This is a genomic window from uncultured Nostoc sp. (assembly GCF_964247315.1).
Lineage (GTDB): Bacteria > Cyanobacteriota > Cyanobacteriia > Cyanobacteriales > Nostocaceae > Nostoc.
Window position 1 is genome coordinate 14,493 of the sequence record NZ_CAXTTT010000068.1, and the last position, 26,411, is coordinate 40,903.

A 26,411-nucleotide genomic window follows, 5' to 3' on the forward strand; every position below is an offset into this window, starting at 1 on the left:
GTTAATAGGAATGAGTAGACCTGCTGCCAGTGCAGATGTTTTTGTGGCGATCGCAGATCCCACACGCAGGGCGCTACTGGATCTGTTACGTAGTGGTGAGCAACCAGTCAAAGAACTAGCCCAACCATTTGCCATGAGTTTGCCAGCGATTTCTCAGCACTTACAGATTCTTTGCGAAGCAGGCTTAGTGCAAATGCGAAAAGCAGGGCGACAGCGTTTCTATCGGCTAAACCCGGAGCCATTGAAACAGATATCTGAATGGATTGCTCATTACGAGCAGTTTTGGCAAGAAAAACTCGATGCCCTTGGCAATTATTTGGAGGAAAATTGATGCTCCGATTGAATATGGAAGTGTTCTATCCTTATCCTCCCCAACGGGTTTGGCAGGTACTCACTAACCGCAAGGCATTAGCAGCATGGTTAATGGAAAACGACTTTGAGCCGCGTTTGGGACACAAATTCCGATTTGTGCATTCGACACTGCCAGGGCTGAAGGGAGAAATAGACTGTCAGGTAATTGAACTTGATGAGCCAAGACGGCTGGCGTTCACTTGGCAAGACAGTATGATGTGCCAGCCTTCAGTTGTTACCTGGACAATCCAACCCGTAGTTGGGGGTACGAAACTTCTACTCGAACATAAAGATTTGATTCAAAAAGCCATCAAGCTGAATGAACCAATGGAACTTTCCCAACCGTGGCAAGGCAAATTTATGCATGAGTCCAAGGCAGGGATGCAGACAGTAATACCAAATAATCGCAGCACCGTATTCTCATTAATACCAGTTGGTAGATATGAGGCATTAGATAGTATCGTTCTTAGTTATTTTCTTAATGGTGCATGGAACTACAGTTTACATGAAAAACTACCGCAAATATTAGCCACACTCTGCACAAATTAAAATGGAAATCCACATATTGCACGTCAATATCTACATTGGAATTCAAAGCTTGGCAACATGATCATTTATGGTTTGACAAATATTAGCCAAGCCAAATTAAATTGAGCTTTTGGAAAATTAAATATGAATAAACAGACTTTTGTTGACACAGAAACTGAAACATGGTTTGAGTTTCAGCCTGTTCCAGGTACAAAATTATTGCCATTAGCTGAACCAGTACCAAAAGGTTCAATTCATAAACTACAAATGATTGCTGGCACAGTGATTCCAGTTCATTACCATCCTTGCGATGAATATGTTTATGTCCTGAAGGGAACGATTGAAACTACTGGATGTGAATGCAAAGCAGGAACATTTTGGTTTACGCCTGCTCATACCCAGAATGGCCCTCACAAAGCAATTACGTCCGTTGAGCTTATTACAATTCGTCTTGGTGAGATGGGAATCTTTGAGGAGTTATAAAAATCCTAATTTCTTCCAAAAATAGTCTAAGCATTTTATTAAAAAAATAGTTTTTAATGAAAATTTTATCTTACTTGGAGATATCAAATATGAATTCTCAAATTCAACTCAGCATCCCAATGATTATTCAACAATCAGAAAGAGGGGAACGAGCATTAGACATTTATTCCCGCTTACTTGCAGAGCGAATTATATTTTTGCGAAATGAAGTTACAGACGAGACAGCAAACCTCATAGTTGCACAAATGCTATTTCTTGATGCTGAAGATCCAGAGCAAGATATCACATTGTATATTAACAGTCCTGGAGGTTCGGTGACAGCAGGAATGGCTATTTACGATGCTATGAATCAAATTCGTTCAGAAGTATGTACTGTATGCATCGGTATTGCTGCTTCAATGGGATCATTCTTGCTTGCTGCTGGAAGTAAGGATAAAAGATATGCTCTACCAAATGCTCGAATTATGATTCATCAACCATTAGGAGGCGCTCAGGGAAAAGCATCTGATATTGAAATTGCAGCCAAAGAAATTTTGTATTTCCGTCAATTAATGAACAAAATACTCGCTGCCAATACTGGGAAATCGCTAGAGCAAATTCAACTAGATTCTGAACGGGACTTTTTCATGAGTACCGAAGAAGCAAAAGCTTACGGTTTAATTGACAGTATCATTTTGAAAACATCTGCATCTATTTAATCTGCAAAAAACCTGATATCAATAAACAGTAATGGATGGAAACCAAAAATGAAAATACTCATCATTGGTGGCACAAATTTTATTGGCCCTCCTGTAGTCTGTCAACTGATTGCAATGGGTCATGAAGTGAGCATATTTCATCGGGGAAAAACTACAACTAACTTACCACCAGGTGTACAGGAAATTTTGGGCGATCGCTTCCATCTTTTGGAGATGAAAAGCAAGTTTAAGCAGCTTTCGCCTCAAGTCGTGGTAGATATGATTGCTTATAACGAACAAGATGCACTAACTCTAACGAACACATTTGAGGGTATTGCCCAGCGTGTTGTTGTAATCAGCAGTATGGATGTGTATCGTGCATACGATGTGCTTTGGGGTAAGGAATTTGATGTTGTGCCTGTACCACTTACGGAAGATTCGCCCCTCCGCCAGCAACTCTATCCATACCGGAAAATGCCCTCTAGACCGATCGCTGTGCCAATTGATTATGAAAAGATTCTAGTAGAGCGAGTAGTGATGGCATCCACCTTACCCGCAACGATTATACGCCTGCCAATGGTATATGGTTCCAGAGATGTCCTGCATCGCCTGTATTCCTATCTTCAACGGATGGATGATAAGCGTCCTGCAATTGTTTTGGAAGATAATATCGCTCGATGGCGTGGCTCTTACGGCTATGTAGAAAATGTAGCGTATGCGATCGCACTAGCAGCAATAAACGAACGCGCAACTGGTCGCATTTATCATGTCGCTGATGTCGAAGCACTTACCGAAGCTCAACGCATCACCAGAGTCGGGAAAATAGCAGGATGGCAGGGTAAAGTGGTTATCGTACCCAAAAGCCAGTTATCGACAGAGTGGAAATTGCCTGGTAATACTGAGCAAGATTGGTTTGTAGACTCAACTCGTATCCGTCAAGAGTTGGGATATAAGGAAATTGTGCCGTTAGATGAAGCATTGCAACGAACTATTGATTGGCAGTGGACTCATTCACCTCAAGAACCGCAGCAGTTTGCAGTACCGTGGTTGCTGGACTATGCAATAGAAGATGCGATTTTGTCTAAATTCCGTTGAACTTCATAGTTAGTAATGAATAGCTCTTTTCCTTTAGCTGCACCACTTTGTTTGTAGTTATTCATACCGTACTGTAATTCCCACTCTGAAATATTAGCCCATTTAAAATTTTCTATAATTTGCGTTGAGTTGTCATAGGTAATTAGCCAGCGATGATGACATTGTTGTAAAATTTCAGCAAATCTCTGATGTTCAAAAGAAGTGTGTAAGTGACCATCTTTACCATATAGTTTTGATTTTGTAGCACTAAAATATGGTGGATCTAAAAATAAAAATACATCTTTACCCTCTGATTTCAATAGATGGCTATAATCTAAATTCGTAATCTTGACGTTTTTTGATAAGATATTTTCTAACTTTTCAAGTCGTTCTATTGAAGAATCAGTAAAGCGCTTATGAAAAGCTTCTTGCGAAAAACCACCTGATTCTACAGTTCCAGAAAAAGTAATTCTGTTAAGGACGAAAAAGCGAACGGCTCTTTGTAAATCAGATAAATTATTGATATTTACCTTCGTCAATTCTGCAAAGAGTAATTTGCCATCTGTATATTTCACTTTAATATAGCGAATTTCTTTAACTAACTGAGCTAGATTGGATTGAGCAACTTTCCAAAATAAGAATAGTTCGCGGTTTAAATCGTTAATCCAAATTTTGAGATCGGGAAACTTTTGTCTTAAATAAATGAATACAGAACCACCACCCACAAAAGGTTCTCGAAATTCTGAAAAGCCCTCTGGTAAATATTCAACTATTTGATTTATTGCTTTCGACTTACCACCAGGATATCGGAGAGGACTTTTGAGCATAATTAGAAATCGTCACACTTGGGGTAATAACAAACGTCGAAAGCCCTCCTGCTCAAAATGGCGATCGGTGGTTAATGCCTCGGTGACACCACGCTGACGCATCAACACAAAGCTAACAGCATTGCATAAAGAGTAGGTCTTATCTTGCCGAGCCATTAGAAGTTTAACAGCTTCTCGATGTAAAAACTCATTGATCCATACCGTCTCGATATCTGGATTTTCTAACAAATCAATAATAAAATTTAGTGCTGTTATACGTGGAAAGCGACGAACTTGAGCTAGAGCAATAAACTCTGCTAAAACATAGCTATGAGTTAAACTTTCACTAACATTATCCAGAAACTCAACTGCTTTTTGATGTTCTGGTTCACCACTGTGGACATAGCAAAGTAGCCCAGATGTATCAAGTAGAAGCACTCAATTTGTTTCCTCAGAAGTATCACTGTATGCTCTGGCTAAATCAGCATCAATGCTTTCATTGTCTGCTCCTGTAGCGTAACCGAGGTTAATGCTTCCAGCATGACTTCGGAAACGTTGACGAGCGACTTCTTTCTCTGTTTCAGCTTGCAACTTTTCACGTCTTGGAGAACCATACTGCTGTTCTATGGAAGTAGCTACCAATTCTGCAAGAGATACGCCTGCAACCTCGGCTTGCTGCTGCAATGCTGCGTAGACTTCATCACTTAATTCTAAGCTTAAAACCCAACTCACCGCACTACACCTCAGCTACTATATGTAACCATGAATGTCATTAATAATAAAAGTCCTCTTGAGAGGACTTTACAGTGTATATGACTATAGGGTATATCTTACCAAAAAACAATAGTGTCTCGGAGTTAGAACATACTATTATTTAACATTGCTAATTAATATTTTTCCAAGGAATTTCGGCAAAAAAATTCTGACCAGCCTCCAATATTTTGATAATCTCTTCAATGCGATATTTTGATGCTATCGTAGGTGAAGTTATCTCACGTAAGTGTTCAATATATTTCTTCCAGTCTGCCTCTACTGCATTAGCACCTTTTTCAAAGCTCTTAGTTGTATCTTGCCAAAACTGATCAATTCCATCTGTAAACTTATTACTCACACGCTGTTCTTCAAAATATTTAACAGTTTCCTTGGCTAAACGCTTCTGCCAAGATTCTCCAAATAAGTTCCACACACTGAAAGCTAATGCAGCAGCTAGACCTAAACCAAGTACTATAGGGCCACCAATAGCCGCTACAAAGGAAATTACCGCAGCAGTTCCACCACCAATACTAATGCCAAGTGCAGACAAAAGACTAACTAACTTAGCTACTAAAATATAACCGCCAAGATTTCCGAGTGCTGCCGCCCAAGCAGATAAAGCACCAATGCTAGTTAGTCCTGTAAGTCCGCCTATAAAAGCTCCTTTAGCATCGAAGGGTATCTCCATAGATATATCTAAATTTGGCAGTTTAAGTAAAGCCTCTTGATATGAACCAAGAAAAGTTTCTACCTCAGATGTTAATTTCTCAGACTTTATTTTGATAATCTGTTTCATCTCGTATTGAAGTTTTTCCACCAGATAACCAAAAATAGATTCTTTTGCCTCTTTTTTATCGTCGTATTGATTGCGAATAATATCTTCTACAGCATCGACAGTTAGTAGTTGCTCTCTATACCTTTGAAAGGAAGTTATACTGTCTTTTTGAAATTCACGGATACATTGATATACTTTATTGCGTTTCTGCTGAGTTTCTTTTTTACGAGTTTCTTCATTCTCTTCTAGTACTTGTAGTTGTTTGCGCCGTAAATCTATATCAGCAAGAGTTCTTTGATAAAGCTTCAATTTGTTTAGCGTACTTTTCTGTGTTATCATTCCTAATTGAATTGATTTCCCGCTCAACACGGCAGAGATGCGCTTGAGGAAGATATTCACTTAGTAATTTAGTAAAATCATCAAATAGCTGTTGACATCTATCAGGTCTTTCTGACCAAAACGTGAAAAATCTTGTTTGCAAATCTTCTTGAGTAATAGCGCGATTTGTCAGATTTCTACGTTCTTCAAATATTCCTTCATTGAGTTGCTTATAGAGCCTTTGTGCAGCTTTGTATAGGATTTCTTTAAGTTGATGATCAGATATACTCGGATCAGCATGAGTAGCTATAATAAATAGATTACCCAGTGTTGGAAAATTACTGCATTCATTCTCTCGTGCAGGAAGTGAATCGAGTAAATTGCTAATGCGTCTCATATCTTGAGCATTAATATGTCCTTTGGCTGGCGAAGCATACAGCACTACATCGGCTATCTTTGCTGCACTATTAGCCTTCTCTACATCCTTGGATGCTTCATCTGGCTGATCTGAGAAGCCGGGAAGGTCTATCAAGTTGCAGGCTTGTAGCAGAGGTGAGTTAATATAGACCACAGCTGCATGAGCCGCTATATCCTCATATTCTCCATGTACTCCATATTTTTGCAAGGTATCGAAGCTGCCTGCGTGTACACAATATTTCTCACAACGTTCTTGATCATCTAAAAGTAGTAAATCAATGATTTGCTTACCTTTATCATCTTTTAGCCAAAAATCCTCATTAACAATCAATACATCTTCTTTGCACCATTTGGGACGGTCTTCTATATGACGAACAAATGTAATTACTCTTGTTGCTGGCTGATAACCAACTGGCAAATTTTTACTTCCCAACAAAGCGTTTGCCATGTGTGATTTACCAGCATCAAAGCCTCCAGTCAAAACAACATTAGGCTTTTGTTTATAAAGCTTAAGCTGCTGCTGGAAATCATGTGGTGTAGCTGGTGATGTTGGTATATCTAGTTTGTCTACAGGAAGAGTAGCATCAATGTACTGATTTAGTAAATTTAGTTTGCGATAAAGTTCAGTGTATGGAGTTCCTGGATCAATTCCTTTGAGTGATGGTGTTGGTGGTGACATGGCTGTAGCAAAGTCAACCCCCAATATTTGCAGCCATTTTATTAAAAGTCCCATTGGAACTGTTTCAGGCTTCTGCTCATAAAGACAAACTTCTTCATGGGAAATGCCCAGTGTATTAGCGACCTGTACTTGACCCATGCCTACTTTCTGACGATATCCCAGTAAGTCAATATTCATTGCTGTATCTCAACTGCACTATTAATATTACTTATTTGGTTATGGTATAGATATTAATCTGCCAGCCAGTAGGGATTACCCACCCTTATTTATGGGAAAGAATTTTGCTTTGAGTTTATGTTGCAATTTCGTAAAAGTCTGTTACATTACTTTACAGGCAGTTATAACTGTTACAACATAAAAGCTCGGAGTATTTTTTATGGCAAACGTTAAGAAGACTACGCCTTCGGTTTCAGAAGATCCTAATGCTTTGCGCTGGGGCTTCACTCCTCAGAGCGAAAACTGGAACGGTCGTTTTGCAATGATCGGTTTTTTATCTGCTGTTGCGCTTGAAGTGTTTTCTGGTCAAGGGATTTTACACTTCTGGGGCATCCTTTAGGTTTAAACGTTTTTACCTTCATTAGATTATGAGGCAAGGCGAGGATTAGTAAAATTGTCTGCCTTGCCTCGTAATCTCAAGAATTAAAAAACTCGCCAGCAACTACCGTGATGAGCGAAATATTACACGACCTGGAGATTCTTCTTGATTAATTCGCGCATAAACTCGAAGACAAGTTAAGACTTCGCCAGGAATACCACCACAGTCTAGTTGTAAGTCATCCTTGGATAAAGCACAGATATCTGCATAAAGTCCCGATAATTGCCGAATTCGCACTTCATTACCTGCATTAATCGCTTCATCAGCAACTTTCTTCAAAATGCGCCGTGATTCATGTTGTAGCTTTCCCCACCAAGAATAGCGTTCAGCCGGTGGTACGAATACTAGTGAATGTATTGCCTCGTCCATGTCAATCCAGGCACGCAGAATTGACAGAGCATCAGTGTTTTTCTCAGCTTTTTGGGTGCGTTGGAAGCGATCGCTTAAAGCATCAATATATTGATCGCGTTGTTCTGGTTTGGAGTGTAAGGAAATGACATCGAAGCTAAAAACGCTCTTTAAAGCATGATGTAAATCTGGGTCTATTTCGATAAAATTCATATATAAAAATAGGAATGCTGCTGGTAAATCAGATGCATTACCCTGAGTAACTAGATGATTTGAAAGTGGTTGTTGATACAAGCTTAATCCCTGAGTTTGAACAGTACCACTAAGACCAGGGTAGATAATTTCATCACGGATAAAGGGAAGTTGATAAAGGTTAGAATTATCTGCGATCGCACCAACTTCTTGAGCTAAATCTAAAGTGCGCTGTTGCCAAGTTGCAGCTAAATCCTCTGGTAGTCGTAGCAGTTTACGTTGAATTTCATTCCACAAATCAGAATCTGTTTGGCTTTGCAGTTGGGAATTACCCAGATAATAACTAAGTTCTGAGTCAGAATCGAAAGCTTCTCGGAGGTGACTTAGTTTTAACTCATCTGGCGCATCTTCCCAACCAGTATTTTGCTGTGGGGGTGAAGGTTCCAATAGGCTATGAAGTTCTTGCAGCACCTCATCACATATTTTAGATCCTGGATCTAGTGGTAACTCTGTGCGAGCCTGATTCAGATTAGCCTCTAGTCCATACAGACTAAACCGCAGTAACCGAGCTAACTCCGAGTTTTCTATTTCTAATAATTGACGCAAGTGCTGCATGAATATCACCTCCAAATATTACCTGTATGTGATTCGTAGCAAATTAAGCTTGGCAAACCTCTGCGCCCCTTTTTGTTTAAAAATATTAATTTTTTCAACACAGAGGAACGCAAAGGTTTAATGCAAGAGTTAATGTATGCCGCAAAAGGGATCGCGTTCTTTATCAACTTCATTAGGTTGCAACTCTAATTCAGCACGATAAACGCATCCTTCTTCCATCAAGCATTCTTGATTTTGTGATGTCCAGTAAGGCACTTCGCCAGCGTGCATCCTTAGAATACCTCGATCGTCGAGAGTTACACGATATTGGCAAGGGTAATCTGTGGTTACATCTGGTTTACTGAGTGCGCCAATTCGTATCCATTTTTTGCTGTTGGTTTCAGCATCTGTTTGATAAACATAGAAAGTGTGCTGTCCAGTTTGCGGAAAGGGAGGTAAAGGATTACTAATTAACCCAATTCCTGGTTGCGTCACCCCATCGCGCAAATAGTGAAATTTATGAAACGTTTTACTACCATCATTTCCGACTTCAAATACAAGATGATAGGCATCTGGTTGATCGACAGTTGCTGACTCAATAACATTGACGGCAATATCACCATCATTTAAGTCTTTATTGAAGCGTTCTACAGCAATATTCCAGTTTAATTTACCATCAGCAAATAAGGCTGAAGTTTCTGAAACTACCGATTCTAAATCAATACCAGAAATGTCAATTAAATAATGGGGATTTCCTTGACAAAGCAATACGTTAAATTCTAGGGTTTGGTCAATCTCAAACTGGACTTTGATTTTTTTCAGAAATTCTACTTCTGGCATTTCCAGTTGATTCATCAGGTTTTTGCCATCAAAGCTTCCCCAAAGTCGTAAATCTCCTTCTTCGTAATCCTGACGGTAGATAATATTAGTTAATTGTATGCCTTGCCAATGAGTACGAACTTTAGCAACAGTTTCCCAAGGTGCGAGTTGATAGAGTTCTTGTCCAGCTTTGAATATAGTTAGTAAATCGTTGCTTTGGGTTTTGCGTTTGAAGTTGCAGGGTAAATAATAAAACAGGTTTTTGACATCAATTTCTAGCTGGTTGGCTCCCTTACGTAGCAAGCTTTTAGACTCTTCTGGATCGAATCTCAATCTTCGTAGTTTTTCGGCATAGCAAGCACCGGCGGAGGTGGCTAACTTGGTAAATTCCAACACAAAGGTAATCCGTTCAGGATTCCAGACAAAATATGGAGACTTACTAAATTCTTGATAAATTTGGCGCTGCACTACGTCTAAATTACAAGTTTTACCAGACAAAATTAACCAATCAACTTTTTGGGAATTCCAAGAATCTTTGGTGAGATCATCGCGACGCAAACGACTTTCCATTAATCCTTGGGCAATCCCGATCGCTTCTTTAATTCCCGAAGCGGCGGCTCGTTCAAATTGATGGTTGTCTAGGGTGACGCAGATGTTATTTGGATCTTTGACTTGCAATTTAATGGCGCTTTGGGTGAGCAATTCGGAAATTTGCTGCTCAGAAAGTGTGAAGGTTAATAGAGAATTATCTGCTGTTGGCTTTTGCCCAAGTTTAAGTTTAGCTGTTTCTGCATATTCCCAGAGAATATAAAAAGATTGCAGACGTTGAGGTGCTTGTTGCCAACGAGTCGGCAATACTTTCTCGGCAGTATCTAGGGCATCTTTGTAAGCAATATCGCCTTCTGGATTCTCTCTATCCAGACATTTTAAAAGACTGCCAGTTTTAAATTTGCCTTGTTCTAAAAAGCGCTCGTTTAACTCTGAATTAATTAAATCTTCTAGTTTTTCGTTTTCTAGTTCGCCTATTGTTACTGCTGTCAACAAAAAGTCTGCGATCGCAACTTTTAATAATCTCAAGATTCGCAATGTAATTAACTCACCGCCTAGCTGTAAATGACCAGATGAACCTAATAGTTTGGGGGTAAGTTTATAATAACGTCCTCCTAAACCACGTTCTTCGTAATCAGCAAAAGCTGGGGTTTTGTCTTCCAAAGTCAGTTCAATTAGAGCTAAGTCTGTGGTTCCGCCGCCAATATCCAAGACGAGGACATTTTGTGACCATTTGTTTCCTACTTGGCGACAACGGGTTTTGAATGATTCAATCCCAATGTTGAGATTACCGCCAAATTCTCGCCATAAAAAGAATATTGCCACAGAAACGGCTTCATCATAAGCAGTTTGCACATCATCGATTCCTAACTGCTCAACCAGTTCTCTAACTTCCTTACGAACAACTGGTGGGGCGACTGTTGGGTAGGTGACAACTGCTGTTAAAAAATCTCCTTCAGAAAATCTGCGTTGTGCGTGTTGGCGGTAGTCTTCAGTTAACTCGATTAAATGCGCCCAAGCAGATTGGATTAGTTGGTTGGCGGTAATTGTTTCTTCTTCGCCATCTAAAATAACTGAAAACGATCGCTGCTGACCAAAATAGCGTTTGGGTGAATGGTGAAACCTGCTGATAATTTCCTTTAAAGAACCGCTTGTACCTTGAGCGATCGCTTTTTTTCTGTTATCTCTAGCTTCCCTTCCCATCCGCAGTTTTAAATCCCCTAAGTGGGAAATTTCCGACTCGCTAGGAATTTCCGTATCGCGGCGATCAATATCCAACACAACTGGGATCAGATTTTGCGACTCTAGGGTAGGGACGCGGAACACCTCATGATAAATTTGGTAAAGTTTTTTGCTGACAGCCCGGCGGAATCTCTCACTGTTTCCTAAAGAAAGTTCAATTTGGCGAATTGCTTCCAAAAATCGCTCTTTATTATCACTTTCAAATACTTCACTTAATCTTCTTGGTTCTATCTCCAGGTTTTTGCTAATTTCTACGATAAACTTTTCCCAATCATCAGCGCTGACATCTGGTAAAGCGACTGAGGCGGGAGAACTTAGCCATTGTGATAAGCGATCGCGCAACCGCATTTCTTGTTCTTTAGGTAAAATTTCTGCGATCGGTACTTCAATTGGATCGAAAAGTGTCACTGTCGAATTCGACGTACCAAAATCTAAAGCAAACCATCCCGGAAATCTTTTTTGTTGTTTCTCGCTTGGTTCGCGATTGCTATATTTATTGAGTTGAAAAGGGTTCATTATAGTATCACTTTCTATTGTTTGTCTTATAGCTGGCTAAAAACTGTAATGTTGTATCATAAAATTACAAATTTAGAGAATCCTTGTGGTAAAGACTTTTCATCTTTGGTTTTGTACCACTGATTCTCTTTAGCACTAGCTTTTTTATTTGGTGCGATATCTACGGCTAGCTATGCCTACGCTTTTATAGCGGTTCTCGCTTGGGTGCAGTACACAGTTTTGACCTCTCTCCTAAAAGGAGAGAGGCTTTGAATCTTACTCCCCAACGTTAGAAGGAAAGGGCCTGTTCTTGTTAGGTCTGTATTCCATGCAATTGGGAATCGCTATATATAGAAAGGACGTAGGTATAGCTTAAACTAGGCATCGCTATGAAAATTACGGCAGTTACTGAGTTGATGTTAAAGATTCTTGCTCAGTTGCAAGTCTTACTTGTTCGACTTGTTTGATAGTTAAATCAAGTAACTGGGCAACCTGTTATATAGAAATACATAAGCTAAGAACCGAGGTATAAGTTTAAGTTTTGCTTGTTCTCGTCCTTTTTCTCGTATTTCTTCTAGTGCTTGTTTTAGTCCTTCTTCTTTAGCTTCTTGATAAGCCCTAGTTTCTTGTAACTTAATTTCAAACATCGCTCTACCTCTTCACTATTTAAGTTTGCAAATTTATAATCAGTAATTGTTGTGATTACTCAGCTGCAAGCCTTACTTGTTCGATGGTTAAATTAAGTAATTGGGCAACATCTCCCATCGACATACCAGTAGCTAATAATTGAGGTACAAGTTCAAGTTTTGCTAGTTCTCGTCCTTGTTGTAGTCCTTGTTGTAGCCCTTGTTGTAGCCCTTGTTGTAGCCCTTGTTGTAGTCCTAGTTCTAATCCCTCTTGTTTAGCTTCTTTATAAACCCTAGTTTCTTCTAACTTAACTCCTAACATTTCTTCTACCTCTTCACGACTTAAGTTTGCAAATTTATAAACTGCGATTGTTGTGATTACATCTATTATCTCCTTCTTAGCCAAGACAGTTATCTGTTCTTGTTGCACCCGCTCAATTAAACGTTTCGCTTCTTGAACCATTTGAGTCTCTGAGGCAATAGTCAACTGCATCAAACTGATACCTACTTTTTGCTCATCAGGACTACCTAACTCATCTAAATAAATCCGTTGTACTTGGGAACTGTTCAGTAACGATCTATGAATAGTGGTGTTTTCTGGTTCCAAGCTGCGAGATTGTAAAATAATTACCCCGTACCAGTCATCGTAAAGCGACGGATTACGATACATATACAGCATGGATTCGGAGAAAAAGCGATGGTACAGTAACTCATCTCTTTGGAATTGTACCTCAGCAAAAAAGATCGTCTGAGATGTTGCATCCGGTGGAGGTAAAAATACCCCATCAATCCGAAATGTTGGTTCTTTAACCTCAACTGATTCAAAGCGATAGCTAGCAGCTTCTGTTGGTGGCTGTTCTACTAACTCAAAAAACAATCCTGGGACACGCTTGAAAATTGTATAAAAAATCGCATCACGTCTCACAAATACATCCTCATATCTCTACGCGATCGCGTCATCTCAAATCCAAATCATCTGAGTGAGAAACTGCGGCGATTTCTGAAATAATTTGCAACCAAGTAGGAATTTGGATCTCAGATGGCAATTCTCCAGCTGCCAAATATCTTAGCAAAGTTTCTTTTTTTGAAAGGTTTTGCAGACTCGGAATAATTTGATCCAAAATGCCTTCTAGTTCAGAATTAATTTGCTGATTAACTTCGCTAACATACTGCACAAGATGCAGGCTGGCACTAGCAGTAATTTCATCTCGCAGTCGCAGTACTAAAAGTTGGTGATTGCTCGATCTGGGTAAGCCTTGGCTTTTCTCTGGTGCCCAATCAAAGATTTGACCAACGTTGTGTTTATCGTCTTGGCGTGCTAAAGGAAAAATAATCTCAGGTGCAACGGTTTTGTCTTTACTACTGATTTCAGCGATAATTGCTTCTTTCCATTCGTTAGGTTCGCATCCTAGTAATAATTTGTAAAAGAGATCCGCATCTTCAAAACCAAATTTTTCTTCGATTTCTCGCTCCATTTCTGGGTGGAAAAATGCCTGCAATTGTTCGCGTTCTGGGGCGATATAATTCGATAATTGATTTAATAAATCTACCACGGCTTGATGAATGCGATCGCGGGCAAAATCTTCTACTTCTTTAACGGTTTTTTCAAATACTGGATAAAAATCATCACTTTTAGTCGGAATTGAAGTATTTACGCGGTTTCCCCGATCGAATAATTTACCGGCTGCACCTTTAGATTCTGCCAGAGCGATCGCTCCATTATTGGCTTTGTTGAAAAGTAAAGTCCACTGGTTCCAATTGAGGATTCTAAAGGTAAGTTCGTCTTTTACTACATCGCTGACAACAACACCGCGCCGATCTTTGAGTAGTTCTTTGCCGATATCTTTTTGGAAATTTCTGTAGATTTTATCTAAGCTTTCGACCAAAAAACGCAATTCGATAAAAGCGGGACTATCGCCTGTGGGGATGCCTTGCTCGTGAATTTCATCTATGATGTCTTTCAAGTAATCTTGTTGCTGACTCACCACATCAGCAGCTCTTTTAGTATCTTCATGCAGTTGCTTCAAACCATGAGTAGCTACATGAGTTTGAATCAATTCCCGCAGCTTACTAAGTCCGCCATCTTGAACAAAGTAACCCAACTGTCTGCCCAAATAGCTACGGGTATCAGATTCTAGCAAATGTTTACTTAATAGCTCCCATTTCTCTTGTAGCCGTTTAGACCGATCTAGGTAATCAGGATAGTCTAAGTTAGCCAAAAACTCTGGTGAGCCGGCTTTCACGCTACTAGAACGTTTTGCTAATTCAGCCAATCCCAATAGTGGCGATAGTAAAACGATGCGGTCTTTTTGGGTTGTAAACGCTTGTGCGCCATCAATGGTAGTTTGCAGAACTTTGAGTTTTTGGAAAACCGTTTCTTCCTGCAAATATGAGCTATCTTCAATCAATTGGTCAAGTTCTCTTTCACCACCCTCGCTATCTAGAGGTAGTTGATCGAAACGACCCACACCGACGAGAATTAAATCTTTCAGGTCTTGTCCCGGTCGCTGCTGCTGCATCATGGTGAAGATTTTATTGGCGCGATCGCTTCCAGGAGATTTACCATTTAGCAATACTAAAATTGTCTGTACTTCTGCCAATTCTCGCAGTGACAAAAAGGTATCTCTAGCTCCCGAATTAGCAGCCCCCAATCCCGGAAAGTCGATGAGAATAAATTTAGCTGCATCTGCAAAATCCCAAATTTCCCGTGAGATTTTCACATCGATATCTACGCGGCGGATCAGTGGGAAACTGTTTTGCAATAACTTTGTTGGTAGCCTCTGGGGTGGACTCGGTAATCGGATATGCGCTGGAGGTAGATCCTCAAATTTCAGAGTTTGGATTGCCATTGGCTGCTCGACCAGCTGTAGCCCCTGACGAGCAGTGATAGCATCAATTTGATAGTGCCCACCACACATAACTTCCCCATAAGCTTGATAAGCCCGTAGGAATAGTACCAACTCCCGGAGTAAATAACGTAGCTCTAAATTGTTACTGCTATTCCATGCTTCTTCACACCAGCTAATAATATCGTTGCCAGAGTTGAGTTTCGATACTGGTATCGGAGGAAGCCCTGCTGCTGTTGTTCGTTTATTGGCTTCCCCTAGCATGAAGCGTAAACACTCATGTACTCCTTCATGAGAAAGATACTCTACTGTAAAGTTACTTAATTGTGTTGTTGCAAAATCGTCTTGCGGGATAATGTGTATGGCGGTAACATTACCGGTAGTGGGGTTTTCACTGACTGGCAAAGCATCTGCATATCCAATTAGACTGCCTAAAAGTAAGGTTTTTCCACTACTAAATTCCCCCATTACCCCAATTTTGACAGGCGAAGTTGCCAGGTCTACAGTTTTCTGGGCAGCTGATCGCAAACGAAGAAGACAGTCATCAAGACTAGCTGGAATCCAATCTTCTTGTTTAGAAGGGTACTGGGGCACAGAATCTATCTTTCGGACGATGAATTCGCCGTACTCCTTAAAACGGCCCAGTTGATCTGGTTCCATAAAATAGTTTCCGCCTAACATTAATTTCTGTGAGCTTTATAACATATAAAACGCGATCGCCAGGAATTCGGGTAACATAAAGGGACTGGGCATTGAGCATTGAGCATTAGTCCTTGTGTCTCCTTAATATCCCCAGTCCTTTTTAACCCACCAAGACAATTTTGAAAAATCTGGCTTTGCTAAAAAAAATAAAAAATAAATAGGACTCACGCACTCTACAAATTAATCATGGTATGGATTTACCAAAATAGCTCGTTTCAGGCTTTTATTAATTATTGATGGTAAATAGACCTGCACCCTATGGGCACAGCATTGCTTATGCCCCTACGACAGATGTGGTTTTCAAATGCTCCATATTTGGTCTTTCCTGTCAATGCGTAAGTCCTAATAAATATTGATTTGGGATGAAAATCTTTAAGATTGTGAATTTTCTATGAAGACATCACCGCCATACTCTAGGGAACTCAGCAGTTGCAGGTGGTGTACCAGCGAACCGACCTGACTACCCCTACCCTTGAGGCGTTGCTTTTGAAGTTGAATTGGCAACTCGAAAAGCCTCTTGGGGAACTGCTAGCGACAAGCTCCGCTCAAAAGGTCGAAACCTGGCGAACTGCGCTCAAAGTCTGGCAATGATACTCTCAGAGGAGGTCTGGGTAACGATCAACTAATCGGTGGGAGTGGTGCTGATGTCTTTGTTCTTGCTAGTGGCGAAGGTAGCGACACGATTACCGATTTTCAAGATGGGACTGATTTAGTGGGTTTGTCGAGTTTAAGCTTTGGACAACTCACAGTGGTTGCTTCTGGTAGTAATACGCTAATTTATTTGACGAGTAACAATGAGTTGTTGGCAACCCTCAATGGCGTTAATTATAGTCTGCTGACTTCAGCCGATTTTATCTTGATTTAATCTATTTTGGGGGAAATTTACTGTCACATTAGGAATGCCACTCATATCAGCTAGGCTATATCTACCCCTGCTACTGGAATACCCTGATTAAGTTCGGTACTGAAACTCTGGCATCCTTAACGGGTGCCAATTCAAGTTTGATTACTGCAATAGATTTTATTACCATTTAAGTTATATTTGTAGCGATTTTCATTTGAGTAAGGTACACAGGTAGGATATAGCATAGCTGTGCTAACCTACCTGTGTTCATCTGTGGTTAATTAATTTCTCTCTGTAGCTTACCTATGCGGGAACCGTTATATAGCAGTCGTAAATCATTCGTGAAAAGTTAGATCCCCGATTTCTTAAAGAAGTCGGGGATCTAGACACCTCAAATCTTCACAAATCAAGTAGTTTCCGTAAAGCTAAATTAGGTTTTTGAGCAATGCAATCACATAGTTAAGATGAATTTATAGGTGATTTTAAGAAGAAGCAAAGTTAAACAACTTCCCTAATACTTGGAAAGCTTAATTTTCCCCAAAAATGCTGAAGTTAATCTTAATGATAACTTCAGCATTTTTTCAATTTATTTACAAGAAAAGAGGAATTTCTGCATATATAAAAATAAATAAAGTATTAAGATCGTTAGCAGGTTTGCATAAACAAGATTATATCCATGTATTAAGAAATTGTATTTTCAGCATATTACCTTAATAATTTAGGCAGAGCAGGCAGGCAAAAATGTTTTCTAAAAAGGTGCAGAGCTACGTTAAACAAATCATAGTTGAAGAGGAAAAAATACAACAGGATGAAAAAGTATTTTGCCAGCAGGCGGATATTGCTCCTCTGATGATTTGGATGTCTGGATACAATGCGCTTTACTGTTACTTCAATTCTAATTGGCTGAAATTTACTGGAACACACTTAACAACAGCCGCATCTGCATCTGCACAAGAAGAGGAAATAGGCAATATTTGGACTAGCAGCGTCCATCCAGAAGATAGACAGCGAGGCGAAGATATATACCTAAGAGCATTTGCGACGCATGATTCCTTCCAGAGGCAATATCGCCTGCGTCGAGCTGATGGTGAATATCGCTGGATTTTAGATACAGCCGCGCCACGATTTGCAGCAGATGGTAGCTTTGTCGGTTACATCAGTTATTGTATTGATCTAACAGAAGTGCCGATAGGGATAAGTCAACCTTCCCTAACAGATATCTGCTCACTATCTACAAATTTTTCTCGTGACTTACGTAAAATTACAGATAGAGAACGGGCAACAGAATTAGCAAAAGCATTAGAGCAACTGCAAGCTGAAATTACCAAACACCAAGCAGTTGAAGCACAGTTACGCCAAAAAACATCAGAATTTGCAGCGATTTTGCAAGTACTTCCTGATTCATACTTCCGCCTTAATGCTGATGGAAGTATTCTGGATTACATGCCAGGGAAGATGGAGAGTTTATATATTTCATTACCAGAAGATTATCAGGGCAAGAGTTTGCGAGAATGCTTCCCGACTGCTGTAGGCGATCGCTTCCATCAAGCAATAAATCAAGTACTTGAAACTCAATATGAAGTCAGTTGTGAATATACCTTACCTTTACCAGAAGAAAATAAGAATTTTGCAGCTAGGTTATTACCATTAACAGACCAGCAAATCATAGTTCTGATCCGTGACACCAGCGACAACATCCAAGCAGCCTTAATGGAAAGCGATGCCAAGTTCCGCAGCATTGTGGAAAACGCCAACAACGTTATTTTTGCGCTGACACTTGAAGGGATATTTTCCTACGTTTCTCCTAACTGGACTGAGATTTTTGGGCATGAGATTGCAGAGGTTGAAGGCAAATCTTTTATTCCGTTTATACATCCTGACGATGTGCATATCTGTGCCAATTATTTCCAAAGAATTTTGACAACAGGCAAGAAACAAGAGGCAATTGAATATCGAGTCAAACACAAAAATGGTAGTTGGCGATGGCATACAAGCAACTCATCTGCGATTAAAGACGCTAATGGCAATGTTTTGTACTTCGTTGGTATTTGCTATGACACTACCGATCGTAAAGAAGCAGAGGTAGCTCTAGCAGAACGAGCGCGTTTAGCAAATTTTCGTGCCGATGTAGATGCGGCTTTGACTCAGAGTGACAGCTTACAGAATATGATGCATCGCTGCACTGACGCCTTAGTTGAACATCTTGATGCAGCCTTTGCTCGCATCTGGACGCTGAACAAACAAGACAACGTATTGGAGTTGCAAGTCAGTTCTGGGATGTACACCCATATTAATGGGCCCCATAAATGTGTGCCAGTCGGTCAATTCAAAATTGGTTTGATTGCCGAAGAGAGCAAACCCCACTTAACTAATTCTGTGCAGACAGATCCCCGCGTTGGTAACAAAGAGTGGGCACAGCGAGAGGGTATGGTCGCCTTCGCTGGCTATCCCTTAATTGTTGAAGATGAAATTGTAGGGGTGATAGCCATGTTTGCCCGCCAAACAGTGACAGAATCAACTTTCACAGCATTGGAATTTGCTGCCCAAGAGATTGCCATTGGCATCAAGCGCAAACAGGCAGAAATTTCACTTAGAGAAAGCGTCCAGCGAGAAGCACTACTCAATCGTCTTTCTAATCAGATTCGAGCTTCTTTGGATCTCAATCACATTATGGAAACGGCAGTCCAGGAGATTCATAACTTATTCCAAATCGATCGCTGCGCCTTCTTTTGGTATCGGCAAGATACTGATGTACCATACTGGGAAAGAGTATATGAGGCGAAAAGTTCTTTTTTACCCTGTCTGCTTAACGACCAAGCAACTAATGCCGAAATCGAATTAATCGCAGACAAAACTTTGAATGGAGAAATCATCCGCATTAATGATGTCGAGACTGTGGGCGATTCCATAGCACGACAGTTTTTGCAGAATTTTGGTTTCACTGCCTTTATGTCGCTGCCTGTACACACTCAATCTGGAGAAATTGGTGCATTTAGCTGTGGTTATTGTAGTGGCTTGCGGCCTTGGCTGGACAACGAAGTAGAATTATTACAAGCAGTTACAGTTCAATTAGCAATCGCCATTGACCAAGCCAAACTTTACACCCAAAGTCGTATCACTGCCCAAACTGCTCAAGACAAAGCCCAACAACTAGAAGCAGCCCTTCTAGAACTTCAACAAACTCAAGCGCAACTGATTCAAACTGAAAAAATGTCCAGTTTAGGACAATTGGTTGCAGGTATTGCTCACGAAATCAATAATCCCGTCAATTTTATCTACGGCAATATTAGCCACGCCCGTGAATATACTAAGGATTTGCTGCACTTAGTAGAACTTTATCAACAGAGCTACTGCCCACCAACACCAGAGATTAACCAACAAATCGATACCATTGATTTAGACTTTCTCAAGCAAGATTTACCGAAAATCCTGGAGTCTATGAAGATGGGAGCCGAGCGCATTCGGCAGATTGTCCTATCTTTACGCAATTTTTCTCGCCTTGATGAAGACGGTACAAAGGCAGTGAATATTCATGAAGGTATGGATAGCACTTTGCTGCTGTTGCAAAATCGCCTGAAAGCCAAACCAGGACATCCCGAAATCCAAGTAATTCGAGACTACGGCAATCTACCACCAGTAGTCTGTCACGCCGGACAGATGAATCAGGTGTTTATAAATCTGTTGACAAATGCGATCGATGTTTTAGAAAAGGAGGCGGGGACTGGGGAAAAGTTTTCCAAATACCTAATATCCAATACCCAATGCCCAATGCCCAATACTTCGACTCCCTTCGACTACCAAGAGGGCAAGTCGCTCAGTACAAGTGCCCAATGCTTCATACCCACAATTCGCATTCGCAGCCTCATTCAAGAAGACCATGTAATCATTAGAATTGCTGACAATGGCCCAGGCATGACTAAGGAAGTACGCAAACGCATATTTGACCCCTTTTTCACGACAAAACCTGTGGGTAAGGGCACGGGTATGGGATTATCAATTAGCTACCAAATTATAGTCCAAAAACACGGTGGAAAGATCCAGTGTATTTCAGCACCAGGAGAAGGCGCCGAGTTTGTTGTAATGATTCCCCTAAAGCAAGAACCCTCAACGTAGATATCACACAATAGAGATATAGATATGAGTAAAAAAATGTAGAAACGTAGTACTGCTACATTTCTACAAGAATTCTGGATAACGCATATTTAATTTCTGGAGATATTTAATTTTAATCTAAACTTAACCAAAAATTAACCTAATAGTTGTTAACTAAGATCAACTCATTTTTTGCTGCAACATTTGAACCCCCTTGATAACCTAAAACTTACAGGAATTGGGGGGATTATTTCTTCTAGTATAGGGTATTAGGTTTAGAAAACGTTGTAATGGTGGTACTAGCTTTGCGTAGGCGTAGCCCAACCCAGAGGATGTACACAACGAGCTACGCCTACGCACCTTATAAAAAAATCCTTGAGTATAAATAAATATAGAAGGCTGGGATGATACAACCGCAAAGTCAAAATAGTATCACCTACACACGCGTTATCCACCTAAGTCATGTAATTGACATAAATATTCCCCAATGGTCTGGCGATCCCACAGTAGAATTTGAAACTGTGGCTGAACTAAATAATGATGGCTATTACCTGCGGCGTTTCTCCTTGGGGGAACATAGCGCTACCCATATCAACGCTCCTAACAGTTTTCATAGTTCTGGTGTGGGAATTGACCAATACCCAGCCCAGTCTTTGGTTGTACCTGCGGTGGTTATAAATGTTTGTCAAGTTACAGCAGTTAATTCTGATTATGCCCTGACTATTGCTGATGTTTTGGCTTGGGAAGCAGAATACGGTGAAATTTCTGGTGGCTGCGTAGTTATACTGAATACTGGTTGGCAAAAAAAGTGGTTGGATAAAAGTGCATTCCTCAATCATGATGCTCAAGGGATTCCCCACTTTCCCGGATTTGGCAGCGATGCAACTCAATTTTTACTCGATGAACGGCAAATCGCTGGGGTAGGAATTGATACTCATGGTGTAGACCCCGGACAGGATAACAGTTTTGCGATTAATCGTCTAGTTTTAGAACAACCGCGCATTGTGTTAGAAAATCTGACAAATTTGGATCAACTGCCACCTAAAGGTACTACTCTAGCGATCGCAGTTCTGAGGTTACGTGGTGGTTCTGGTTCTCCTGTGGGGGTATTGGCGTTTGTGCCTTAATTTTTATATCGATATTTGGTTATCGCGTCAATTTCCTAAACTTGAGGATAACCTAGAAAGCAAGCAAACTTAATACACAAGTTTCAGTGGATCATCAGCCGGAGATTTTCAAAATGACAACTCCGCTATCTTGCCGCAATTATATAGATGGCCAATGGTTGAGTGCTGTTGGGGAAACAACCCTAGAGCGTCGCAACCCTGCCGATAAAACCGAAGTGGTGGCCACATTTCCCCGTTCTCAAGTTAAAGATGTAGATACAGCGGTAGCTGCCGCCCGTAAAGCCTACCACAGTTGGCGCAAAGTCCCGGCCCCAGCGAGGGCAGAATACATCTTTCGCGTTGGGGAAATATTACTTCAGCATAAAGAAGAACTTGCCCAGTTAATCAGTCGAGAAATGGGTAAATCCTTGACGGAAGCTAGAGGAGATGTCCAAGAAGGTATTGACTGCGCCTTTTACAGTGCTGGCGAAGGAAGGCGATTATTTGGGCAAACCACACCCTCGGAAATGTCCAATAAATTCGCCATGACTGTGCGGATGCCCATCGGAGTCTGTGCCTTAATCACTCCCTGGAATTTTCCGGTGGCAATTCCTTGCTGGAAAGCTATGCCAGCCTTGGTGTGTGGCAATACAGTCATCCTCAAACCTGCCGAAGATACTTCCGCCTGTGCAACTAAATTGATTGAAATTTTTCAACAAGCAGGTTTACCACCAGGAGTAATTAACTTGGTGCATGGTGTGGGAGAAGAGGCGGGGAAAGCTTTAGTTGAGCATCCCAATGTTGATTTAGTATCGTTTACCGGTTCTTCAGAAACGGGTGCTTTTGTCGGCGCTACTTGCGGCCGCACTCACAAACGTGTCTGTTTGGAAATGGGTGGTAAAAATGCTCAAGTGGTGATGGAAGATGCCGATTTAGAACTTGCCCTCGATGGTGCAGTGTGGGGAGCGTTTGGCACAACTGGGCAACGTTGTACGGCTACTAGTCGGCTGATTTTGCATCGTGATATCAAGGAAAAATTTACCGCTATGCTCTATGAGCGTACCAGTAAGTTGCGCTTGGGTGCTGGCACTGACCCAAATACAGATATTGGCCCGATTGTCAATGAAAAGCAACTCCAGCAGGTGAAGAAGTATTTGGATATCGCCCATGAGGAAGGAGCAAAGGTTTTAATTGGTGGAGAAATTGCTAGTGAAGGCTCATTGAAAAACGGTTACTTTTTTCAACCAACTATTTTGGATGATGTAACTTCTGATATGCGCGTTGCCCGTGAAGAGATATTTGGGCCAGTGGTGGCATTAATTGAGGTTAGCTCCTTTGAGAATGCGATCGCAATTCTCAACGATTGCAATTATGGTCTTTCTTCTTCAGTTTACACCCGCGATATCAATCGGGCTTTTACTGCTATGCGCGACATCGAAGCAGGTATCACCTATATTAACGGCCCCACTATTGGGGCAGAGGTACACTTGCCCTTTGGTGGTGTGAAACAAACCGGTAACGGACACCGCGAAGCTGGAACTACTGCAATGGATGTTTTCACAGAATGGAAAAGTGTCTATGTTGACTTCTCTGGAAGTTTGCAACGCGCTCAGATAGATAACCGCAGTTAGTTTTATGTATAGCAGGAGGCAGGAGGCAGGAGGCAGGAGGCAGGAGGTAAAACTATTACTATTCCTAGCTTTCACGCTTGTCATTATGTCCTAACCTGTGTGACTACGGCTATATCAGCGAACAGTTATCCGACTGTTCGCTGATTTTGCTTAAGATAACTTTGTCAGAAATCCCAACAATTTTTTGGTATTTGATGTTAGGAGTGTTCGACGATAAGCATCAGCTGCTTTTTTAATCGCTTCGGCTTGAGTGGGATAAGGATGAATTACACTGCTTAACTTGCTCAAACCAATCTTATTCACTATTGCCGTAGTCACTTCTGAAATCATCTCACCCGCATGACTGGCGACAATAGTTGCACCGATAATTTCATCAGACCCCTTTTTATGGTGGATTTTGAGAAATCCTAATTCTTCACCATCTGTGATCGCTCGGTCTACACTATTAAAAGGGATCTCAATTGTTGTCATCTCAATACCCAATTTCTGCGCCTCGTGTTCGGATAACCCTACGTGAGCAATTTCTGGGTCAGTATAAGTTACCCAAGGCATCACCAAACTATTGAGTTTCGAGCGTCCCAAGCCAAAGGGAGAAAACAGGGTATTCTTTATTACAATCCGCGCTGCTGCATCAGCAGCATGGGTAAACTTCCAATTCATGCAGATATCGCCAGCTGCATAAATTTTGGGATTAGTCGTTTGGAGGTAATCATTTACCTTCACGCCTTTGTGCTTGTCATATTCTACACCCACAGCTTCTAAATTTAGATTTTCTACATTTGGCGATCGCCCCGCACCGACTAAAATTTCATTGACTGTCACCGAATCTCGATGACCATTAGAGGAAAAGTAAAGCCGTTTACCCTGAGTGACAGTTACCACTTCTTCCAACTTGGAATTGAGTACTACGCGAATTCCTTCATTAATCAAAACCTTTTGGAGAATTTGAGCGGCTTCAACGTCTTCTTTATTCAAAAGATGAGAACCGCTATGGAAAAGCACCACCTCACAACCTAAACGCCGGAAAGCCTGCGCCAATTCGCAACCAATGGGGCCACCACCAATCACCGCCAAACGTTCTGGTCGTTGAATTAAGGAAAAAACCGTCTCATTGGTTAGATAACCCGCCTGTTCAATTCCCGGAATAGACAATTGTGTAGCTCTTGTGCCAGTTGCAATGACAGCTTTTTTAAACTTGAGGGTTTTGTCGCCAACTTCCACGGTATTTTTACTTGCAAATCGACCGCTACCCAAAAAGACATCGACACCCAAGTTTTGAAAGCGTTCCGCCGAGTCATTATGGCTGATATCAGCCCTGATTCGCCGCATCCTGGCCATAACTTTGGGAAAATCAACATCAATATTATGTTGGGGAATATTAACTCCCAAATCTTTAGCATCCCAGATTTCGCCAACGACGCGGGCAGACCGAATAATAGTTTTAGATGGTACGCAACCAACATTTAAGCAATCTCCACCCATGAGATGCTTTTCAATCAACGCCACCTTTAAACCCAAATCCAGACCCGCAGCACCCGCCGCCACCACTAATCCCGCCGTACCAGCACCAATTACTACCAAATCGTAAACATCGGCGGGTTGAGGATTAACCCAATTTGGCGGATGGACGTAAGACATCAACTTTTGGTTATACTCGTCAATTGGGCGAACTGTGACTATCTCTAAATCTGAATTGGTCATTGGCAAAACCTCTTTTAAAATTAAGAATCCCGATAAATTTAGGCGGCTCAGTCTTTTATTTTTTATGCTTGATTTAATAAGGAATACAGCCTTTAAATTGTTTTGTCCGTTTGGGAATTGACAGATACGATTGAAGCTTTCCTGTATAAACGTTTCAGTAATCGATAATTTACAGCAATTTGCAGTTTAATAGACCACAGTAAGGCTATATATCTGTCCCCCCTTACAATTCCTCTTCTAAAGCTTTGCGTGCAATCCGGGTTACATAAACTGTAACGGCGACTGTCGCAAACAAACCCAAGATACGAATTGCCCATTGTAAAGTCGGGTTGTTAGGTTGAGCCTCAGTACCGATCGCGGCCAGATTACCTGCAAGAGAACCAATATAAACATACATGATAGTTCCGGGAATCATGCCCACGGAGCCGATAAAGTAATCTTTGAGCGAAACTCCGGTGATGCCGAAAGCATAGTTTAATAAATTGAAAGGAAATATCGGCGACAGTCGCGTTAGCAGGACGATTTTTAATCCTTCTTTGCCAACGGCTTGGTCAATGGCGGCAAATTTTTTATTATCTGCAATTTTTTGAGCAACCCAGTCCCTTGCTAAATAACGTCCGACTAGGAAAGCAGTTGTAGCGCCAAGGGTTGCACCAACGAACACGTACAAAGAACCCCAAATTACGCCAAAGATAACGCCAGCACCTAAGGTAAGAATAGAACCTGGAAAGAAAGCGATGGTGGCAATAATGTAAAGTGCAATAAAAGCGATCGCTCCTACAGTACCAAGGCGATCGATCCACTGCAATGCATCTCGTAAAATTGCTTGGGGATTAAAAAAATTGGTATTCACAGATTCTTGTGCTAGAGCAAACTCTGTATTTAACAAAAAAACAAAAGCAAATACTAGTAATATTAATCCAATCAATCTCAAAGACTTGTGCAAGTTTTCAAGATTAAATAGATTTTCTGTAAATTGCTTTTTCATAAATTTGCGTTTAAGAGGGTGTTTGAAAAGTCTGTAGTAGTGTATTAAATATTTGTTTACCCCCCCCCAACCCACCCCATGTAAAGCAGGGGTGTTTCATTCGATCTCATAGGGATTTTGTAAAGAGTAACAGTCAGAAATTTGCTTGAGTGGGTAAAACAAAAACTACCACCATAATAG

23 protein-coding genes are annotated in these 26,411 nt (G+C 40.9%); 10 read left to right on the top strand and 13 right to left on the bottom strand.

Annotated elements, in window-relative coordinates; all coding sequences use genetic code 11:
* Positions 1-10 precede the first annotated feature (10 nt).
* The 5 genes from ACFE93_RS20075 (at position 11) to ACFE93_RS20095 (ending at position 3,134) form a co-directional block, all read left to right on the top strand.
* The gene (locus ACFE93_RS20075) at positions 11-331 is read left to right on the top strand and encodes a helix-turn-helix transcriptional regulator (protein ID WP_229492935.1); all 321 of its coding nucleotides are present in this window, start codon (positions 11-13) and stop codon (positions 329-331) included.
* Positions 331-900 carry an SRPBCC domain-containing protein gene (locus tag ACFE93_RS20080; protein ID WP_375475510.1) on the top strand — a complete coding sequence of 190 codons (570 nt, stop codon included), beginning with the start codon at positions 331-333 and terminating at the stop codon, positions 898-900. The genes ACFE93_RS20075 and ACFE93_RS20080 overlap by 1 nt, the downstream gene beginning before the upstream one ends.
* A gap of 123 nt (positions 901-1,023) precedes the next feature.
* Entirely contained in the window at positions 1,024-1,362 is a 339-nt protein-coding gene (locus tag ACFE93_RS20085) for a cupin domain-containing protein (protein ID WP_375475512.1), read from the top strand.
* Positions 1,363-1,451: 89 nt separating this feature from the next.
* Entirely contained in the window at positions 1,452-2,060 is a 609-nt protein-coding gene (gene clpP / locus ACFE93_RS20090) for an ATP-dependent Clp endopeptidase proteolytic subunit ClpP (RefSeq protein ID WP_375475514.1), read from the top strand.
* A gap of 48 nt (positions 2,061-2,108) precedes the next feature.
* Positions 2,109-3,134 carry an NAD-dependent epimerase/dehydratase family protein gene (locus ACFE93_RS20095; RefSeq protein WP_375475516.1) on the top strand — a complete coding sequence of 342 codons (1,026 nt, stop codon included), beginning with the start codon at positions 2,109-2,111 and terminating at the stop codon, positions 3,132-3,134.
* Here ACFE93_RS20095 and ACFE93_RS20100 read toward each other — a convergent pair.
* From ACFE93_RS20100 to ACFE93_RS20120, 5 genes are all read right to left on the bottom strand, one after another.
* Positions 3,095-3,940, bottom strand: coding sequence for a DNA adenine methylase (locus ACFE93_RS20100; RefSeq protein WP_375475518.1), 846 nt, complete (start codon positions 3,938-3,940; stop codon positions 3,095-3,097). The two genes, ACFE93_RS20095 and ACFE93_RS20100, sit on opposite strands and share 40 nt — an antisense overlap.
* Before the next feature lie 12 nt (positions 3,941-3,952).
* Positions 3,953-4,357 carry a type II toxin-antitoxin system VapC family toxin gene (locus ACFE93_RS20105; RefSeq protein ID WP_375475520.1) on the bottom strand — a complete coding sequence of 135 codons (405 nt, stop codon included), beginning with the start codon at positions 4,355-4,357 and terminating at the stop codon, positions 3,953-3,955.
* Positions 4,358-4,651 (bottom strand): hypothetical protein, encoded by a 294-nt coding sequence (locus ACFE93_RS20110; protein WP_375475522.1) that lies wholly within the window; start codon positions 4,649-4,651, stop codon positions 4,358-4,360.
* A gap of 151 nt (positions 4,652-4,802) precedes the next feature.
* Positions 4,803-5,816: a hypothetical protein gene (locus ACFE93_RS20115; protein WP_375475524.1), complete on the bottom strand. Its 1,014-nt coding sequence runs from the start codon at positions 5,814-5,816 to the stop codon at positions 4,803-4,805.
* On the bottom strand, positions 5,728-7,038 hold the full coding sequence (locus ACFE93_RS20120) for a dynamin family protein (RefSeq protein ID WP_375475526.1): 1,311 nt from the start codon (positions 7,036-7,038) through the stop codon (positions 5,728-5,730). The genes ACFE93_RS20115 and ACFE93_RS20120 overlap by 89 nt, the downstream gene beginning before the upstream one ends.
* 199 nt (positions 7,039-7,237) lie before the next feature.
* Here ACFE93_RS20120 and ACFE93_RS20125 point away from each other — a divergent pair, with 199 nt between their 5' ends.
* A complete protein-coding gene (locus ACFE93_RS20125; protein ID WP_104907792.1) occupies positions 7,238-7,417 on the top strand; it encodes a high light inducible protein in 180 nt (59 codons plus the stop codon).
* Positions 7,418-7,519: 102 nt separating this feature from the next.
* On the opposite strand, the gene ACFE93_RS20130 is transcribed toward ACFE93_RS20125, so the two are convergent.
* From ACFE93_RS20130 to ACFE93_RS20155, 6 genes are all read right to left on the bottom strand, one after another.
* Positions 7,520-8,611, bottom strand: coding sequence for a hypothetical protein (locus tag ACFE93_RS20130; protein WP_375475528.1), 1,092 nt, complete (start codon positions 8,609-8,611; stop codon positions 7,520-7,522).
* A gap of 129 nt (positions 8,612-8,740) precedes the next feature.
* Entirely contained in the window at positions 8,741-11,716 is a 2,976-nt protein-coding gene (locus tag ACFE93_RS20135) for a molecular chaperone (protein WP_375475530.1), read from the bottom strand.
* Positions 11,717-12,165: 449 nt separating this feature from the next.
* Positions 12,166-12,342, bottom strand: coding sequence for a hypothetical protein (locus ACFE93_RS20140; protein WP_375475532.1), 177 nt, complete (start codon positions 12,340-12,342; stop codon positions 12,166-12,168).
* A gap of 55 nt (positions 12,343-12,397) precedes the next feature.
* Entirely contained in the window at positions 12,398-13,246 is an 849-nt protein-coding gene (locus tag ACFE93_RS20145; protein ID WP_375475534.1) for an Rpn family recombination-promoting nuclease/putative transposase, read from the bottom strand.
* Positions 13,247-13,277: 31 nt separating this feature from the next.
* A complete protein-coding gene (locus ACFE93_RS20150; protein WP_375475536.1) occupies positions 13,278-15,827 on the bottom strand; it encodes a proteasome protein in 2,550 nt (849 codons plus the stop codon).
* Positions 15,828-16,241: 414 nt separating this feature from the next.
* Positions 16,242-16,373, bottom strand: a complete 132-nt coding sequence (locus tag ACFE93_RS20155; protein ID WP_375475538.1) for a hypothetical protein — start codon at positions 16,371-16,373, stop codon at positions 16,242-16,244.
* 64 nt (positions 16,374-16,437) lie between these two features.
* Between ACFE93_RS20155 and ACFE93_RS20160 the strand changes: the two genes are divergently transcribed.
* The 4 genes from ACFE93_RS20160 to ACFE93_RS20175 all read left to right on the top strand — a co-directional run bounded on the left by ACFE93_RS20160 (position 16,438) and on the right by ACFE93_RS20175 (position 23,542).
* Positions 16,438-16,734, top strand: coding sequence for a M10 family metallopeptidase C-terminal domain-containing protein (locus tag ACFE93_RS20160; protein WP_375475555.1), 297 nt, complete (start codon positions 16,438-16,440; stop codon positions 16,732-16,734).
* A 720-nt stretch (positions 16,735-17,454) separates the two neighbouring features.
* Complete coding sequence (locus ACFE93_RS20165) at positions 17,455-20,826, top strand: PAS domain S-box protein (RefSeq protein WP_375475540.1); 3,372 nt, start codon at positions 17,455-17,457, stop codon at positions 20,824-20,826.
* A 383-nt stretch (positions 20,827-21,209) separates the two neighbouring features.
* The gene (locus ACFE93_RS20170) at positions 21,210-21,932 is read left to right on the top strand and encodes a cyclase family protein (RefSeq protein WP_375475542.1); all 723 of its coding nucleotides are present in this window, start codon (positions 21,210-21,212) and stop codon (positions 21,930-21,932) included.
* Positions 21,933-22,045: 113 nt separating this feature from the next.
* Positions 22,046-23,542 carry an aldehyde dehydrogenase family protein gene (locus ACFE93_RS20175; protein ID WP_375475544.1) on the top strand — a complete coding sequence of 499 codons (1,497 nt, stop codon included), beginning with the start codon at positions 22,046-22,048 and terminating at the stop codon, positions 23,540-23,542.
* A gap of 150 nt (positions 23,543-23,692) precedes the next feature.
* On the opposite strand, the gene ACFE93_RS20180 is transcribed toward ACFE93_RS20175, so the two are convergent.
* Positions 23,693-25,243, bottom strand: coding sequence for a mercuric reductase (locus ACFE93_RS20180; protein WP_375475546.1), 1,551 nt, complete (start codon positions 25,241-25,243; stop codon positions 23,693-23,695).
* Positions 25,244-25,466: 223 nt separating this feature from the next.
* Positions 25,467-26,231: a TVP38/TMEM64 family protein gene (locus ACFE93_RS20185; protein ID WP_375475548.1), complete on the bottom strand. Its 765-nt coding sequence runs from the start codon at positions 26,229-26,231 to the stop codon at positions 25,467-25,469.
* Between the last annotated feature and the right edge of the window lie 180 nt (positions 26,232-26,411).